We start from the raw sequence: 15,918 nt of genomic DNA, 5'->3' as shown, positions 1-15,918 counted from the left end.
CCACCTTCACAGCTCAGAAGCGGTCCGGGGCACGCTCCGGAAGCGGAGAACCGGGGAGCACGTCCCGCTGTCGGTTCTTCCGGGCCTCCTCGTTCGAGTCCGTCGTCGCCTCGCAGGTCACGTCCTTCGCCGGGAGCTTCCCGGTGAGGAGGTAGCCGTTGACCGCGCCGTCCGAGCAGGCGTTGCCGCTCGGATAGACGCCGTGGCCCTCGCCGCCGTGGACGGTGACCATCTTCGAGCCCTTGAGGTCGGCGTGCAGGGCCTGACCGCTGGGCAGCGGGGTCTGCGAGTCCCACTCGTTCTGGACGACCAGGGAGCCGACCTTGTTGTTCACCTTGGTCGCCCGTTCCACGGACTTGTCCCAGAACGCACAGGGTTTGATGCTGGACGCGAAGTCACCGAAGAGCGGGTAGCGGCGCTTGTCCGCGATGGCGTCCCGTCGGTAGCTCTCGGGATCGCGGGACCACGCGGCCGAGTTGTCGCCGCACACCACGGCCCAGAAGCTCGCCATCTCGTTGTCGGACGGCACCTTGGCGGCAGCGACGGCACCGGCCGTCCGGGACCTCTCGGAGCCGGCGAACACCGCGAGCTTCCTCGTGGAGGCGGGCTTGCCGGCCGCGGCCTTCTTCAGCTCCATCATGATGTCGGAGGCGTAGTCCGGGCTGAAGACCGCCCCGCGCATACCGCTGCGGATGTCGTCACCGGTGACCGCCTGCCCGTCCACCTCGATGGGCTTCTCACCGGCCTGCGCGACCAGGTCCCAGAAGGTCCGGTCGACCTTCTTCGGGGTGTCACCGAGGCCGTAGGTCGCCGAACGCGCGGCGGCCCACTCGGTCCACCGGTCGAACGCGGGCTCGGCGCCCTCCGCCCACCACTGGATCATCCCTCGCCAGGCGCGCGCCGGTTCGACCGCGCTGTCCAGCACGAACCGGTCGGCCCGGCCCGGGAAGAGCTGGGTGTAGACGGCGCCGAGGTAGGTGCCGTACGAGTACCCCAGGTACGAGATCTTCTTCTCACCGAGGACCGCCCGGATCAGATCCATGTCACGCGCGGTGTTGCGCGTGGTGATGTGCCGGAGTGTGGCGCCCGCCTTCTTCTCGCACTTGTCCGCGACGGTGCGTGCCCAGGCGACGTCCTTGGCGAACGTCTTCTTCTTGTAGGGCCGCAGCCAGTCCTCCTCCTTCGGCTTCAGACCGCAGGAGACCGGGCTGCTCTGTCCCACACCGCGCGGGTCGAAGCCGATGAGGTCGTACTTGCGCTGTGCGGCCTTGGGGAGGATCTCCTGGACCCCCAGCGGCATGGAGAGCCCCGAGCCCCCGGGGCCGCCGGGGTTGGAGAACAGGACACCGTGGCGCTTGTCGGGGGCGGTGCTCCTCAGCCGGGATATGGCCAGGTCGATCCGCTTGCCGCCGGGGGCCCGGTAGTCCAGCGGGACCTTGATGGTGGCGCACTTGAACTTCGCGGGAGCGTCGGCGTGGCACCGCTTCCACTTCGGCTTCTGCTTCACGTACGGGTCCAGCGCGCCCCCGGCGGTCGCCGCGGAGGCCGTCGACACGGAGGCCGTCGACAGAGACGTGGTCGCCGGGGAGGCCGCCGGAGCGGCGGTGGCGGTGGAGGTGGCGAGTGCGGGAGCCAGCGTCGCCGTGACGCTCACGGCTAACAGGGGCATGAGACGTCTTCTGCGCACGAGTTCGATCCTTCCGGTCACACGTTCGGACAGGAAGGATCATTCAAGAAGGGGCCACGCCTGCGGATCCCCCACCGGGCCGCCCTTCCCTCCCCCCTGGGAATGAGACGACCGCGGTGGGTGATACCGGAGTTGTAGAGAAAACGGACCGGGCGGCGTAGGACGGGACGCCGCCGACCGCTTCCGCTCGCTGGAACCGAAGGGGCGGTCAGGCCCCCACGGACCGGAGCGCCGCCAGGCCCACGTCCGCGTAGGAGTGCTTGCCGCTGACGAAGATGTTGACGCCGTAGTAGTTGAACAGCCAGCAGGCGAAGGCGACGATCGCGATGTACGCGGCCTTGCGGCCCTTCCAGCCGGCCGTGGCACGGGCGTGCAGGTAGCAGGCGTAGGCGACCCAGGTGATGAACGACCAGGTCTCCTTGGGGTCCCAGCCCCAGTAGCGGCCCCACGCGTCGCCCGCCCAGATCGCGCCCGCGATGATCGTGAACGTCCACAGCGGGAAGACGGCCGCGTTGACGCGGTACGAGAACTTGTCGAGGGAGGCCGAGGCGGGCAGCCGCTCCATGACGGAGGTCGCGAACCGGCCGGGCCGCCCGCCGGCCGCGAGCTTGCTCTCGTAGGAGTCCTTGAACAGGTACAGGATCGTGCCGACCGCGCCCACGTAGAAGACCGCGCCGCAGAAGATCGCGGTGGAGACGTGGATGTAGAGCCAGTACGAGTGCAGGGCGGGAACCAACTGGTCACTGGCGGTGTACAAGACAGTGACGGCGAGACCGAGATCGAGGAGGACCGTCGTGATCAGCGGAAGCCCGAGCCAGCGGACGTTCTTCTTCAGCGCGAGCAGCGCGAGGTACACCCCGACGGCCACGGTGGAGAAGGTGATGTTGAACTCGTACATGTTGCCCCACGGCGCCCGCTGCACCGAGAGGGCCCGGGTGAGCACCCCGCCGAACTCGACGAGGAAGGCCAGCGCGGTGAGGGACACGGCGATACGGCCGTAGAGGTCGCCCTGCTCGTCCCCGCCATGCGCGCCCGGCCCGTCCGGCACGTCCCGGGCACCGGCGGCGGCCCGCACGACCACCTTCGGCCGCTCCAGGACGCTGGTCCCGCCGGCGGACTGCACCGTCACCGCGGGCGCGTCGGCCTTCTTGGCGTCCTTGGCGTCCTTGGCGTCCTTGGTGCCGGCGGTCAGCGCGGCGGCCGTACGGCCGACCTTGCTCCGGCTCCCGAAGAGCCACTCGGCGATGTAGGCGAAGAAGGCGAGGGTGTAGACGGCCATCGCGGAGTAGATCAGCGTGTTGCTGATGTTCGCGAGGTTTTCGTTGGTGGCGGCGGCGAGAGTCACTGCTGCTCAGCCCCTTCGGACGGTACGGCTGGAGGTTGGGGGGTGGTGTGGTTCTCAGGAGCGGGCGCGGCGTCGGGTCCGGTCTCGGCGGCGGTGGGAGCCTTGTCGTGCACGGCGGCCGCCAGGTCACCCAGCTCCTCCGGCACCTTCGCCGACTCGCTGCGGCCGAGCCCGGCCATCTCGACGACGGTGACCCCGTCGGGGCCGGCCACCGCGCGCACCCACACCCGTCGGCGCTGGATGAACAGCGATCCGGCGAGACCGAGGATGGCGGTGATCGCACCGCCGAGGGCCCATCCGCTGCCGGGCTGCTGGGTGACCTGGAAGCCGGCCCACTCCTTGACCCCGTCGAAGGTGATCGTGCCCGCGCCGTTCGGCAGCGTCATGGACTCGCCGATCTTCAGGTTCTCCCGCACCTGCGCGCCCTTGGAGTCCTTGAACCCCTTCAGCTTCGACTTGTCGAGCTGGTACACGTTCTTCGGGATACCGGCGTTGACCCCGAGATCACCGTGGTACGGCTCCAGGTTGAGCACGGGGTTCAGCAGTGCGGGGAACTGGGAGACCACGGCGGTGTTCTTGCCGCCGTACGTCGGGAGGAAGAATGCCTGGATACCGAGCTGCTCCGAGACGCCCTTGGCGTCGGTGTAACCGTCCAGAACCTTGATCGCACCGGTGGAGGTGACATTGGAGTCCAGCGGCAGCAGCGGCGCGGCGTCCTGGAAGACGACCTTGCCCCGCCCGTCCTTGATGGTGAGGACGGGGGCGTATCCGTGGCTGACGAGGTAGACCTTCGAGTCGCCGATCTCCAGCGGCTTGTTGACCTCGATCCTGGTCGACCGTGACTTGCCGTCGGCGCCGACGCCGTAGTCGACGAAGGCCTCGAAGACGCGCGGCGTGCCCTTGTTGGGGCCGCTCGTCTCGTACGTGGCCCGGAAGCTCTTGAGGTCGAAGCTGAACGGGTTGAGGTCGTCGGCGGTGAAGAGGTTGCCGGACTTGAAGTCGTCGTACTGGGTGAGGGTGTTGGAGAAGCCGCCACCCTCGACGATCAGCTTGTTGCCCTCGGACCGGTAGAGCTGGCCCCAGGCGAAGGCGACGAGCATCACGATCAGGGCGATGTGGAAGGCGAGGTTGCCCGTCTCCCGCAGATAACCCTTCTCGGCGGCGACGGCGTCCCCGGCGACATGCGCGCGGAACCGGCGCTTGTTCAGCGCCCGCAGCGCGGCCTCGCGCACCTGCTCCGGCGTGGCCTGCGTGCGCCAGGTCGCGTAGGCGGGCAGCCGGGTCAGGCGCCGGGGCGCGCCCGGCGGGCGGCCGCGGAGCTGGCCGACGAACTGCCCGGTGCGGGGGACGATGCAGCCGATGAGCGAGACGAAGAGAAGGATGTAGATCGCCGAGAACCACACCGAGCTGTAGACGTGGAACAGCCCGAGCTTCTCGTAGAGAGGTCCCAGGGTGTCGTGCCGCTGCATGAAGTCGGCGACGCGGGACTCGTCCTGGCCCGACTGCGGGATCAGCGAGCCGGGGATGGCCGCGAGCGACAGCATGAACAGCAGCAGCAGCGCGACCCGCATGGACGTCAGCTGCCGCCAGAACCAGCGGGCCCAGCCGATCACCCCGAGCGAGGGCAGGTGGGGCGCGTCCTCCTCCGGCGCGGTGGACAGCTGCGAGCCGGCGGCACCGAGGTCGCTGTCGTCGGGGGTCCCGCTCGCGGGCCGGGCGGCGTTCTCGCGGTTGCCGGAGTCGGTCGTCGTCATTGGCTCAGGTCCGTCGTCATTGGCTCAGATCCCAGGGGTGAAGCCGGCGGACCAGACCTGCATCTCCTGAATGATGCGGTCCCAGGCGCCGGTCAGCATGAGCAGTCCGATCGTGATCATCATGCCGCCGCCGATGCGCAGCACCCACACGTAGTGCCGCTTGACCCAGGCGAAGGCGCCGAGCGCCTTGCGGAAGGCCACCGCGGCGAGCATGAAGGGCAGGCCCAGCCCCAGACAGTACGCCACCATCAGCAGGGCCCCGCGCCCGGCGCTGGCCTGTTCGAGGGCGAGGGCGTTGACGGAGGTGAGGGTGGGTCCGATGCAAGGGACCCAGCCGATGCCGAAGAGCGCGCCCAGTATCGGGGCGCCCACGAGCCCGGTGGCCGGCCTGGTGTGGAAGCGGAACTCCCGCTGGGTGAACCAGGGCATCAGGCCCATGAAGAAGAGCCCCATGGCGATCATGAGCACGCCGAGCACCTTGTTGAGCACGTCCTGGTGCTCCAGCAGGGTCTGCCCGAAGTACCCGAACAGCGCGCCGCCGGACACGAACACGAAGGTGAAGCCGAGGACGAACAGTCCGGCCCCGGCCACCATCCGGCCCCGGCGGGCGTCGACCAGGTCGGTGCCGCCGACGCCGGTGACGTACGACAGATAGCCGGGCACGAGCGGCAGGACGCAGGGCGAGAAGAAGGAGACGAGGCCGCCGAGGACGGCGATCGGCAGGGCGAGCAGCAGGGCGCCGTTGAAGACGGTCTCGTTCATCTCGGTGGCGGTCGTGGTCAACGCGGCGGCCGTGACGGACATTCCGGGCACGTCACTTCTCCGCGAGGATCGGCTTGAGCATCTTGCGCAGCTTCTCCTCGCTGAGCGCCTGCTGCGTGCGTGCGGCGAGCTTGCCCTCCCGGTCGATGACCAGCGTGGACGGGATCAGCTGCGGGTTGAGCGAGCCCTTCTCGAAGCGCAGCAGCAGCTTGCCGGTGGGGTCGTACAGGCTCGGGTACTTGACCTTGTACTGCTCCTCGAAGGCGACCGCCGGCCGGGTGCTCGTGTCCCGTGTGTTGATGCCGACGAACTGCACGCCCCGGCCGGCGAGGTCCTGGGAGACCTTCACCAGGTTGGGCGCCTCGGCACGGCACGGCGCGCACCAGGAACCCCACACGTTCAGGACGATGATCTTGCCCTTGTAGGCGGAGAGGTCCAGCTGGTCGCCGTCGATGGTCTTGCCGGAGAGGTCGGGCGCGGTGTCCCGGTCCCCCTTCTTCACCGTCGCGATCCCGTCGGAGCCGGTGATGAACCCGGTCTGGCCGCCTCCGCCCTCGATGCCGCCGCCCGCACAGGCGGACAGCGTCAGGACCAGGGCGGCTGCCCCGGCGGAGAGCAAAGCGGCACGCCTGCGGCTCGTACGGACACTCATGTGAAAAGTTTCGCATGCCCGTTTCGGGGGCTTCCGGCGGGGTCAGCCGCCCCCGTGCCCGCAGGTCAGGCGGTTGAACCGGCCCCCAGGAACTCCTTCCACCCGCCCGTGGGCTGCTGGCCCACCCCGAGGGTCTGGAGCTTGGCGAGAACCTCCGGGGTCTGGGCGTCCATCCAGTCCACGAACTGCCGGAAGGACACGATCCGTATCTCCCCGTCCTTGGCCTTCTCCTTGGCCCGCGCGATGTGCTTGAGGGCCTCCTCGACGGCGTCCATGTAGACCCCGCCGTTCCATTCCTCGAAGTGGTTGCCTATGAACAACGGCGCCCGGTTCGTCTCGTAGGCGCGCTGGAACCCGGCGACGTACGCGCCGGTCGCCTGGGTGCGGTAGGCCGGGTGGTTCGCGGGCGGGGCCTGGGTGGAGTTCTGCGACTGGTTGAACATGATGTTGTAGTCCATGGACAGCACCTCGAAGCTGCGGCCCGGGAACGGCACGGACTGCAGCGGCAGGTCCCAGATGCCCTGCTTCTTCTTGGGCCAGACCTGGAGGCCGCCGGGCGAGGAGGAGTCGTAGCGCCAGCCCAGCTCGCGCGCGGTGGGCAGCAGGTTCTCCTGCCCCAGCAGACAGGGCGTGCGGCCGCCGATCAGCTCCTTGTCGTAGTCGAACGGCAGCGGTTCGACGTCCGTCCAGCCGCTGTTGGTCCGCCACTCCTTGACGAAGGACTTCGCCTGCTCGATCTCGCTGCGCCACTGCTTGGGCGTCCAGTTCCCGACCGAGCCGGAACCGCCGCAGAAGTGGCCGTTGAAGTGGGTGCCTATCTCGTGTCCGTCGAGCCATGCGGTACGCACGTGACCCAGCGTCGACTTGATGTGTTCGTCCGTCAGATAACCGATGTCGGAGGCGCCGGGGGCGTTGTTCGGCGGGAGATACACGCGCTTTTTCGACTCCGGGAGGAGATAGATACCGGAGAGGAAGAACGTCATATGGGCGTCATGGTCCCGCCCGGCCTTCAGGAACCGCTCGAAAAGCCCGTTCCCGACGTCCCCGGCCCCGTCCCAGGAGAACACCACGAACTGCGGCGGCTTCTCGCCGGGCTCCAGCGGCCGCGGCTTGCCCGGCTGGTTCGGCTGCTTCCCTGTGTACGAGGTCGAGCCGTCACCCAGCGGCTTCGCCTTCTTGCCGGGCTTGCCCTTCTTCCCCGGCTTCTTCCCGTCGCCCCCGGACCCGCCGGCCTCGCTCGGCTTCCCGCCGAGCCCCGTCCCGCACCCGGTCAGCCCCAGCCCCGCGGCCGCCCCCGCCCCGACACCGAGCCCGAGCATCCCCCTCCGCGATATCTCGCGCATTACATCCCCCTCGGTCATTCCACGCACCCGTTCACGTGAAGCACACCGACTGAGAGGCACGAAAGGACGAAGGGGTTCCCATTGATCTCCGACCAGCGCAAATCTTTACGACCCATGCGCCACTACGCGGACCACGGAGCCACAGGTGACGCCGGAGGTTTCAACCCCGCAATCCGAAAGCCCTTTCACACAACCAGCCCCGCCCCCTCAGGGGCGCGGGGAACTGCACGACAAGCCACGACGCACCCACGGCCCGCCACCACAGCAGCCCCCCACCCACACCCCCGCCCCCGCCCCCGCGGAGCGCTCACGCTCCGAAGGCCTTCCCCTTCCCCTTCACCGGCTTGGCCCCGGCCAGCAGATGCGCCGGCACCAGATCCCGCGCGGGCTCGCTGTACCCGACGGACACGATCTTGTCGCCCTGGTACGTGAACGTCGTCAGGGACGCCAGCGTGCACTGCCGCCGCCGCGGGTCGTGCCACAGCCGCCGCCGCTCGACGTACGACCGCACGATCCAGATCGGCAGCTGGTGCGAGACCAGCACGGCCTCGTGCCCCCGCGCCGCGTCCTTCGCCGCGTCGAGCGCCCCCATCATGCGGACGACCTGGTCGACGTACGGCTCCCCCCACGACGGCCTGAAGGGGTTGACCAGGTGCTTCCAGTTCTCCGGCCGCTTCAGCGCACCGTCGCCGACACCGAACGTCTTGCCCTGGAAGACGTTGTCCGCCTCGATGAGCCGCCCGTCGGTCGCGAGGTCCAGCCCGTGCGCCTTGGCGATCGGCGTCGCCGTCTCCTGCGCCCGCTCCAGCGGGGACGCCACGACGTGCGTGACGTCCCGGGACGCCAGATGGTCGGCGACCCGGTCGGCCATCCGCCGCCCGAGGTCGGAGAGGTGGTACCCGCCGAGGCGCCCGTAGAGAATCCCGTCCGGGTTGGCGACCTCGCCGTGCCGCATCAGATGGACGACCGTGATGTCACTCATGCTGCCGAAGCCTCCGCTGCTGCCCGCGCCGCCGCCGGAAGGGCGTCGGCGATCCGCTGAACCGCCCGCTCGTCGTGCGCGGTCGACACGAACCACGACTCGAACGACGACGGCGGCAGATAGACGCCCTGCGACAGCATCGAGTGGAAGAAGGCGTTGAAGCGGTACGACTCCTGCGCCTTGGCCTCCTCGTAGTTCCGCACGGGCGTGTCCGTGAAGAACACGGAGAACATGTTGGAGGCGTTCTGCAGCGTGTGCGCGACACCCTCCTTGGCGAGCGCCTCCGTGACGAGCCCCTGGACCTGGGCGGAGACCGCGTTCACGGTGTCGTACGCCGCCTCGTCCAGCAGCCGCAGCTGCGCCAGCCCGGCGGCGGTCGCGACCGGGTTCCCGGAGAGCGTGCCGGCCTGGTAGACGGGCCCGGCGGGCGCGAGGTGCGCCATCACGTCGGCCCGCCCCCCGAAGGCGGCGGCGGGGAAGCCGCCGCCCATGACCTTGCCGAAGGTCATGAGGTCGGGGACGACCCCGTCGATGCCGAACCATCCGGCCCGGCTGGTGCGGAACCCGGTCATGACCTCGTCGGAGACGAACAGGGCACCGTGCTCGGCACACACGTCCTTGAGGCCCTGGTTGAAGCCCGGCAGCGGCGGTACGACGCCCATGTTGCCCGGGGACGCCTCGGTGATGACGCAGGCGATCTCGCCGGGGTGGGCGGCGAAGGCGGCCCGTACGGCGTCGAGGTCGTTGTAGGGCAGCACGATGGTGTCGCCGGCCTGGGCGCCGGTGACGCCCGGGGTGTCGGGGAGCGCGAAGGTGGCGACCCCGGACCCGGCGGCGGCCAGCAGCGAGTCGACGTGACCGTGGTAACACCCGGCGAACTTCACCACCTTGGTCCGGCCGGTGAAGCCGCGGGCCAGCCGGATCGCGGACATGGTGGCCTCGGTCCCGCTGGACACCAGCCGCACCTGCTCCAGCGGCCCGACCCGGTCCACCATCTCCTCGGCGAGCGCGACCTCGCCCTCACCGGGCGTACCGAAGGAGGTGCCGCGCGAGACGGCGTCCTGAACGGCGGCGACGACCTCGGGACGGGAGTGCCCGAGGATCATGGGACCCCACGAACACACAAGATCTACATACTCGCGGCCGTCGGCGTCGGTCAGATAGGGACCGGTACCGGACACCATGAACCGGGGCGTACCGCCCACGGCGCGGAAGGCGCGCACGGGAGAGTTCACGCCGCCGGGCGTGACGGCCGCCGCGCGCTCGAAAAGAGTCTGCGAAACTGGGGCTTCGTACGGATAGCTCACACAGGCCATGGTGTCAGAGGCTCCGGAGATCCCGCCGACTGGTGTTTGCGCACACGTTTCGGCGAGCGGTCGCGGGGGAGGTCACTGACACGATGATCGGGTTGCGCGGCGGGGGTCACGCGGCCCAGAAATGCGTTCGGGTGGAGATATGCATCGCGGTGGCGGACTGGGCGACGGGACCGGTGACCTCGGTCCTCGTCGTGCCCGGCGGGGCAGGCACCGACGCGAGGCGGAGGAGGCCGCGGAGACCCGTCAGGAGCGCGGCGCGTCCACCGACCGGGGCGCCTCGGCCGACCGGGGCGGCTCCCCGGAGCGCGGCGCGCCCCCGGAGCGGAGCGCGCAGGGCGAGCGGACCGCACCCGGCGAGCTGAGCGGACCGGCGGGCCCCGGTCCGCAGGGATCGACGCCGGTGCCGCCTCACGTGCCCCCCGCGCCCTCCGCACCTCCCGTGCCGCCCGTGCCGCCGCCCCCGGTCGTACCACCGGCGCCTTCGGGGCTGTCGGGGTCGTCGGGGTCACAGCCCCCGCACACCCCGCAGGGTCGGCCGGGCGTGTACGGTCCGCAGGGTGCACACGGCACACACGACGCGCACGGTCCGCGGGGCGACGCCGACCGTACCGACCGCACGGAAGCAGGTTCCGGCCGTCCCGAGACCGGTGGCGACCGTATGCAGAGCGGTTCCGACCGGGTCCCGTCCAATGGTTCCGACCGGATCCAGAGCACCGGGCCTGAGCGGATCGGGCGCCGCAGCCGTATGGACGGTATGGACCGTATGGATCGTGCCGATCATGTGGATCGTGTCAATCGTGTGGACGGAATGGATCAGACGGACCGGATGGACCGGCCTGACCTGGTGGATCGCAGGAGTCGCGCGGAGCGCAGGAGCCGCGCGGACCGCAAGGACCGTACGGACCGCGTCGAGAGTGCGGACGGCGCGGGCCGTGTGGACGGCCTGGACCACGTGGTCAACCGGCTCCGGGCGGGGAGCGGGAATGGTGGCCGGGTGGGGGTGACGTACAAATACTTCGGCGCGCCCGACGGCGCGACCGCGGCCCGTGTCCCGATCTCGATGCGCCCCGAGGAACTCGGCGGCGACGAACTCGGCATGAACGGCATGTTCACCAAGATCAAGCCGGAGACGATGGCCGCGATGGTGCTGACCGGCATCGAGGGCGTCCCCCTGCACAAGGTGCCCCCGCTGGAGCTGGTCGTCCTCCACCCCGACTACGCCGTCGTCAAGCTCCCGATGACCGTCGTCGACCCGCTCCGGGGCATCGGCGAGGAAGCGGTCGGCGCGGCCGCGTTCATCTGGTCCACGGTCCCGGACCGCGGCGGCCCTCGCGACGCCTTCAACGTCTACCAACTGCTCCACGAATGGCAGGACTTCAGCCACCGTCTGCACGAGGCCGGCCACCAGCCGTACTGCCTGGTCTGGCCGTGAGCTGACCTCCAGGGAGGTCCGGGCGGGGTTTCGCGACCCCGCCCTCGTCATGTGCCGGCAAACACCCCGGAGGCGAAACCGGGTGTCAGGGCCGTCGCGTCCTGCGTACCGACAGAGATCACCGTCAGGTACGGAGGAAACCTTGGGAACCACAGGAGCACACCCCCGCCGTCGCACGATGCTCGGTCTGGGCGGTCTGGGCGCCGCAGGTGTTCTCGGATCGCTCGGCGCCGGGGCGGCGCATGCCGCGTCCCCCGACGACGCGGGGCTCTCGCGGCGGCTGGGCGAGCTGGAGCGGGAGTACGCCGCGCGGCTGGGGGTCTTCGCCCACGACACGGCGACCGGGCGCACGGTGGCGTACCGGGCGCACGAGCGGTTCCCCCTCTGCTCGGTGTTCAAGACCCTCGCCGCGGGGGCCGTGTTACGGGACCTCGACCGCGACGGCGCGTACCTCGGCAAGCGGATCCGCTACACCAAGGCGTACGTCACGGCGGCGGGCTACTGCCCCATCACGAGCACGGACGAGAACGTCGCGGCCGGGATGACCGTCGGGGAGCTGTGCGCCGCCACCGTCTCGCACAGCGACAACGGGGCGGGGAACCTGCTGCTGCGCGAGCTGGGCGGGCCCACCGCGATCACCCGGTTCTGCCGCTCGCTGGGCGACCGGACGACCCGCCTCGACCGCTGGGAGCCGGAGCTGAACACGGCGGAACCGTGGCGGATCACGGACACCACCACCCCCCGGGCCATCGGCGGGACCTACGCACGGCTCCTGCTGGGCCGGGCCCTGCCGGACGCGGACCGGGAGCTGCTGACCGGCTGGCTGATCGCCAACTCGACGAACGTGGAGCGTTTCCGGGCCGGCCTGCCCGCCGACTGGACGCTCGCGGACAAGACCGGCGGTGGGTCGGCGTACGGGGTCGCCAACGATGTCGGCGTCGTCTGGCCGCCCGGCCGCCCGCCTCTCGTCCTGTCCGTCCTGTCGACCAAGTACGACCCCGCGGGCCCCACGGACAATGCGCTGGTGGCCAGGGCGGCGGGGCTGGTCGCGGGGGCGCTCACGGCGTAGCGGCCGCCGGCCGGGGCAGGGGCCGGGCCGTCCGCACGTCGGTCGGTACTGGCCCCGAGCCCCCTCGGGGCCGCAGCATGAGCGGCATGAGTGATGTGAACGACGTGAGCGGCATGAGTGATGTGAGCGGTACGGGTGGTTCAGGGGACACCGGCGGCGTGCGGGTCTCGCGGCGGGCCCGGGCCGTCGCCCCCTTCTACGCCATGGAGTTCGCCAAGCAGGCCGCCTCACTGACCGCGCAGGGCCATGACGTCGTCAAACTCAGCCTCGGGGAACCGGACTTCGGCGCTCCCCCGGCCGTCGTGGCGGCGATGCGGGAGGTCATGGACGGGCGGCCGATGACGTACACGGCGGCGCTCGGGCTGCCGGCGCTGCGGGAGGCCATCGCCGGGTTCTACGCCGACCGGCACGGCGTCGAGGTCGACCCGGGCCGGGTCGTCGTCACGGCCGGCGCCTCGGCCGCGCTCGTCCTGGCCACCGCCGCGCTCGTCGACCCGGGTGACGAGGTGCTCATCGGTGACCCCTCCTACCCGTGCAACCGCCAGATCGTCGAGAGCTTCGGCGCCGAGGTCACCCTCGTGCCCACCACCGCCGCGAGCCGGTTCCAGCTGGACGCGGCGGCGGTGCGGGCGCACTGGACGGACCGTACGCGCGGTGTGATGGTCGCCACCCCCTCCAACCCCACCGGCACCTCCGTCCCCGCCGGCGAGCTGGCGGCGCTGTGCGACCTCGCCCGCGAGCGCGACGCGTGGCGTCTCGTCGACGAGATCTACCTCGACCTCGGCGACCACGACGAGCGGGGCCGGCCGCCGCGCAGCGCGCTGTCGTACGACCCCGGGGCGGTCGTGATCAACAGCTTCTCGAAGTACTTCGGCATGACCGGCTGGCGGCTCGGCTGGTGCGTCGTCCCCGAGGCCCTCGTACCGGCGCTGGAACGCCTCGCCCAGAACTACTTCCTCTGCGCCTCCGCCCCCGCCCAGCACGCGGCCCTCGCCTGTTTCACCCCCGAGTCGCTGGCGGTCTGCGAGGCCCGCCGGGTGGAGTTCGGTGAGCGGCGCGCGCTCGTGCTGGACGGGCTGGCGCGGATCGGGCTGCCGGTCCCGGTGCCGCCCGACGGGGCGTTCTACGTCTACTTCGACGTCGGCGGGACCGGCCTGACGTCCTGGGAGTTCTGCGAGCGGGCGCTGCGGGAGGCGCACGTCGCGCTGACGCCCGGCCGGGACTTCGGCACGCACACCGCCGACACCCACGTCCGCCTCTCGTACGCGGCCTCGGCGGACGAGCTGCGCGAGGGCATCGCCCGGCTGGGGAAGTTCCTGACGACCCTGCGGTGACCGGTGGTGTCGGCCGTCCCGTCGGCGGCGCCGGCCGGTCCGTCGGTGGCGGGGCCGAGCGGGCCGCCGACGGCGCATATCTTGGCGCCATGCAGTCCTACACAATCGGTCAGGCCGCGCGGCTGCTCGGGGTCAGCCCCGACACCGCCCGGCGGTGGGCGGACGCGGGCCGGGTGGCGACCCGCCGTGACGAGAACGGCCGCCGGCTCATCGACGGCACGGACCTCGCCGCCTTCTCCGTGGAGCTGGCCTCGGACCCCGCCGACGAGGCCGACGCCCCGTACACATCGGCCCGCAACGCCTTCCCCGGCATCGTCACCGCCGTGAAACTCGGTGACGTGGCGGCCCAGGTCGAGATCCAGGCGGGCCCGCACCGCCTGGTGTCCCTGCTCACCCGGGAGGCGGTGGAGGAACTGGGCCTGGAGGTCGGCATGGAGGCCACGGCCCGCGTGAAGTCGACCAACGTGCACATCGACCGCGCCTGAACGGGCCTCCCGGGCGGCCTCACCACATGCCCGGCGCGGCCGCCCGGCCGTCCTCCCCGGGGCACCGCTCGTACCGGCCGCCGGGCGTGTGCAGGTCGAACCACACCGCCTTGCCGTCGGGTTGGAAGCGGCCGTCGCCCCGGGAGGTTCCCCAGTGGCCCTCGGTGAGGGCGTCCACGAGGTGGAGGCCGCGGCCCCCCTCCTCCCAGCCGCCCGCGGTCGGCTCCCTCATGACCGGCGGGTTCTCGTCGCCGTCGTAGACGATCACCCGGACCCGGAAGGACTCGACCGCCAGCCGGAGCACCGACCCTCCGCCCTTGGCGTGCACACAGGCGTTCGTGACCAGCTCGGAGGTGCACAGGGCCGCCGCGTCGACGAGGGCGTCGAGGCCGAGGGCGCGCAGGACGGAGGCGACGAAGTCGCGGGCGATGTGCGGGGAGGTGTCGAGGGACGGACAGGAGAGGGTGTACGTCGTCGTCGCGGGTGAGAGCCAGGGGGCGAGGCCCGCGAGCGGGGCCGCGGGGCCATGGGCGGTTTCGGTCATGGGTGATCAACTCCAGGGGATGGAGTCTGAGTACGGCGCCGGGTGCGGGCGGATGCGCGCGAGTAACCAGATGAGCACTCTCCGTGAGCGCAGGATCGACCGTAGTCGGCGTGTTCGCGCCGCCGCAATGGGGTCGGTGGAAGTACTACGAAAGCGGGGCCGCCCGGGCGGGGGCGCCACGGTCCGGCCCTCGCCGCGAGCGGCCCGCGGTCCGGCCGGGACGCCGTGTGATGATGGGCGGCGGGCGCCCGTAGGGGACGGGCGGCGCTCCCCGCGGGGAGCGGGAACGCAACGGGTACGGGGACGGAACTGTCATGACCAGTCGGCTGCTCATGTCGTACAGGGAACAGGCCGGGCGGGCCGGGGCCCCGGTCCGGGAATCGGCGGGTGTGGCCGGGTCCACGCGGGCCACGGCGATCCTGGACCACGACGACCCGCTGGTCGGGGTGCTCGCGCGCCGGGTGCTGAGCGAGGCGACGCCGCGTGACGCGCTGCGGACCGCGCACCGGATCATCGCGCGGGACGTGCGCCCGGTGTACTCGGTGGAGGACCGTCGGCGCGTGTCGCGGACCCTGCGGCTGCGGCGCGGCTCGTGCAGTCAGCGGATGGCCGCGCTGGAGGCGGTCGCCCGGGCCGTGCGCGTACGGACGCGGGTGCGCGGGCTGCTGGTGGACGGCACCTTCTGGTATCCGAGGTTCCCCAGGTTGAAGCCGTTCGTGCCGGAGCAGGTGCTGCTGGCCTGGCCGGAGTTCAGGATCAGTGGTGCGTGGCTCCCGATCGGCGACCTCTTCGACGCCCCCGCCCGGGGCGGCGACGGCTTCTCCAACAAGGGCGGCGAGACCCTCTTCGACGCGATCGCCCGTACCGGCGTCCGGTGGGACGCCTGCGGTACGGCCCCCGGCGCGGCCTGCGACCTCTCCGCCCAGGTGGTCGCCGACCTCGGTCACTTCGACGACCGCGACGAACTCTTCGCCCGGCACGGCCAGACCCTGTGCCGGACGGCCCGCACCCTCGGCGAGCCGGTGCTCGGCCGCTGGAGCGCGGGAGCGGCCCGCCCGACCGCCTGACGGAGTGCGGACGGCGTCCCGGGAGGCCGCCCCGCACCCGCCCCGGTCAGGGAACGGCCACCTCCCTCACACTTTCCTCACTTCAGACGCCCCTGGGCACCACGGTCACGCCACCCGGATCGCCCAGGAGGCGAGACGACCGACCC

At 71.1% G+C, this 15,918-nt stretch carries 14 protein-coding genes; 5 read left to right on the top strand and 9 right to left on the bottom strand.

Features of this window, described 5'->3' with window-relative positions:
- Positions 1-13: 13 nt before the first annotated feature.
- The 8 genes from ACZ6BB_RS35800 to hemL all read right to left on the bottom strand — a co-directional run bounded on the left by ACZ6BB_RS35800 (position 14) and on the right by hemL (position 9,841).
- A complete protein-coding gene (locus ACZ6BB_RS35800; RefSeq protein ID WP_471619301.1) occupies positions 14-1,669 on the bottom strand; it encodes an alpha/beta hydrolase in 1,656 nt (551 codons plus the stop codon).
- 226 nt (positions 1,670-1,895) lie between these two features.
- Entirely contained in the window at positions 1,896-3,032 is a 1,137-nt protein-coding gene (ccsB, locus tag ACZ6BB_RS35795) for a c-type cytochrome biogenesis protein CcsB (RefSeq protein ID WP_471619300.1), read from the bottom strand.
- Positions 3,029-4,786: a cytochrome c biogenesis protein ResB gene (gene resB / locus ACZ6BB_RS35790; protein WP_471619299.1), complete on the bottom strand. Its 1,758-nt coding sequence runs from the start codon at positions 4,784-4,786 to the stop codon at positions 3,029-3,031. The genes ccsB and resB overlap by 4 nt, the downstream gene beginning before the upstream one ends.
- A gap of 24 nt (positions 4,787-4,810) precedes the next feature.
- On the bottom strand, positions 4,811-5,590 hold the full coding sequence (locus tag ACZ6BB_RS35785) for a cytochrome c biogenesis CcdA family protein (RefSeq protein ID WP_471619390.1): 780 nt from the start codon (positions 5,588-5,590) through the stop codon (positions 4,811-4,813).
- A 10-nt stretch (positions 5,591-5,600) separates the two neighbouring features.
- Positions 5,601-6,200, bottom strand: coding sequence for a TlpA family protein disulfide reductase (locus tag ACZ6BB_RS35780; protein ID WP_471619298.1), 600 nt, complete (start codon positions 6,198-6,200; stop codon positions 5,601-5,603).
- A 65-nt stretch (positions 6,201-6,265) separates the two neighbouring features.
- Complete coding sequence (locus tag ACZ6BB_RS35775) at positions 6,266-7,543, bottom strand: polysaccharide deacetylase family protein (protein WP_471619297.1); 1,278 nt, start codon at positions 7,541-7,543, stop codon at positions 6,266-6,268.
- Positions 7,544-7,850: 307 nt separating this feature from the next.
- The gene (locus ACZ6BB_RS35770; protein WP_471619296.1) at positions 7,851-8,525 is read right to left on the bottom strand and encodes a histidine phosphatase family protein; all 675 of its coding nucleotides are present in this window, start codon (positions 8,523-8,525) and stop codon (positions 7,851-7,853) included.
- Positions 8,522-9,841 (bottom strand): glutamate-1-semialdehyde 2,1-aminomutase, encoded by a 1,320-nt coding sequence (gene hemL, locus ACZ6BB_RS35765; protein WP_471619295.1) that lies wholly within the window; start codon positions 9,839-9,841, stop codon positions 8,522-8,524. Before hemL ends, ACZ6BB_RS35770 begins: the two co-directional genes overlap by 4 nt.
- 994 nt (positions 9,842-10,835) lie before the next feature.
- On the opposite strand from hemL, the gene ACZ6BB_RS35760 reads away from it, so the two are divergent.
- The 4 genes from ACZ6BB_RS35760 (at position 10,836) to ACZ6BB_RS35745 (ending at position 14,161) form a co-directional block, all read left to right on the top strand.
- Positions 10,836-11,273 (top strand): hypothetical protein, encoded by a 438-nt coding sequence (locus ACZ6BB_RS35760; RefSeq protein ID WP_003974483.1) that lies wholly within the window; start codon positions 10,836-10,838, stop codon positions 11,271-11,273.
- Positions 11,274-11,451: 178 nt separating this feature from the next.
- Positions 11,452-12,342: a class A beta-lactamase gene (gene bla / locus ACZ6BB_RS35755; RefSeq protein WP_471619389.1), complete on the top strand. Its 891-nt coding sequence runs from the start codon at positions 11,452-11,454 to the stop codon at positions 12,340-12,342.
- Between the two features lie 86 nt (positions 12,343-12,428).
- Positions 12,429-13,676 carry a pyridoxal phosphate-dependent aminotransferase gene (locus ACZ6BB_RS35750; RefSeq protein ID WP_471619294.1) on the top strand — a complete coding sequence of 416 codons (1,248 nt, stop codon included), beginning with the start codon at positions 12,429-12,431 and terminating at the stop codon, positions 13,674-13,676.
- Positions 13,677-13,765: 89 nt separating this feature from the next.
- The gene (locus tag ACZ6BB_RS35745; protein WP_471619293.1) at positions 13,766-14,161 is read left to right on the top strand and encodes a TOBE domain-containing protein; all 396 of its coding nucleotides are present in this window, start codon (positions 13,766-13,768) and stop codon (positions 14,159-14,161) included.
- Between the two features lie 19 nt (positions 14,162-14,180).
- Here ACZ6BB_RS35745 and ACZ6BB_RS35740 read toward each other — a convergent pair whose 3' ends face one another.
- The gene (locus tag ACZ6BB_RS35740; protein WP_471619292.1) at positions 14,181-14,705 is read right to left on the bottom strand and encodes an ATP-binding protein; all 525 of its coding nucleotides are present in this window, start codon (positions 14,703-14,705) and stop codon (positions 14,181-14,183) included.
- 314 nt (positions 14,706-15,019) lie between these two features.
- Between ACZ6BB_RS35740 and ACZ6BB_RS35735 the strand changes: the two genes are divergently transcribed.
- Positions 15,020-15,772, top strand: coding sequence for a transglutaminase domain-containing protein (locus ACZ6BB_RS35735; RefSeq protein ID WP_471619291.1), 753 nt, complete (start codon positions 15,020-15,022; stop codon positions 15,770-15,772).
- The last annotated feature ends 146 nt before the right edge of the window (positions 15,773-15,918 follow it).

This window comes from Streptomyces sp. NPDC041108 (genome assembly GCF_055592645.1).
The sequence above is the reverse complement of the archived record's forward strand: the minus strand, read 5'-3'. Positions and strand labels throughout refer to the sequence as shown.

Bases quoted from the DNA above. Each gene is read 5' to 3' on its own strand.
- ACZ6BB_RS35800 (WP_471619301.1), bottom strand. From the start codon at position 1,669: ATGCCCCTGTTAGCCGTGAGCGTCACGGCGACGCTGGCTCCCGCACTC.
- resB (WP_471619299.1), bottom strand. From the start codon at position 4,786: ATGACGACGACCGACTCCGGCAACCGCGAGAACGCCGCCCGGCCCGCG.
- ACZ6BB_RS35785 (WP_471619390.1), bottom strand. From the start codon at position 5,590: ATGTCCGTCACGGCCGCCGCGTTGACCACGACCGCCACCGAGATGAAC.
- ACZ6BB_RS35780 (WP_471619298.1), bottom strand. From the start codon at position 6,200: ATGAGTGTCCGTACGAGCCGCAGGCGTGCCGCTTTGCTCTCCGCCGGG.
- ACZ6BB_RS35775 (WP_471619297.1), bottom strand. From the start codon at position 7,543: ATGCGCGAGATATCGCGGAGGGGGATGCTCGGGCTCGGTGTCGGGGCG.
- ACZ6BB_RS35770 (WP_471619296.1), bottom strand. From the start codon at position 8,525: ATGAGTGACATCACGGTCGTCCATCTGATGCGGCACGGCGAGGTCGCC.
- hemL (WP_471619295.1), bottom strand. From the start codon at position 9,841: ATGGCCTGTGTGAGCTATCCGTACGAAGCCCCAGTTTCGCAGACTCTT.
- bla (WP_471619389.1), top strand. From the start codon at position 11,452: ATGCTCGGTCTGGGCGGTCTGGGCGCCGCAGGTGTTCTCGGATCGCTC.
- ACZ6BB_RS35750 (WP_471619294.1), top strand. From the start codon at position 12,429: ATGAGTGATGTGAACGACGTGAGCGGCATGAGTGATGTGAGCGGTACG.
- ACZ6BB_RS35745 (WP_471619293.1), top strand. From the start codon at position 13,766: ATGCAGTCCTACACAATCGGTCAGGCCGCGCGGCTGCTCGGGGTCAGC.
- ACZ6BB_RS35740 (WP_471619292.1), bottom strand. From the start codon at position 14,705: ATGACCGAAACCGCCCATGGCCCCGCGGCCCCGCTCGCGGGCCTCGCC.
- ACZ6BB_RS35735 (WP_471619291.1), top strand. From the start codon at position 15,020: ATGACCAGTCGGCTGCTCATGTCGTACAGGGAACAGGCCGGGCGGGCC.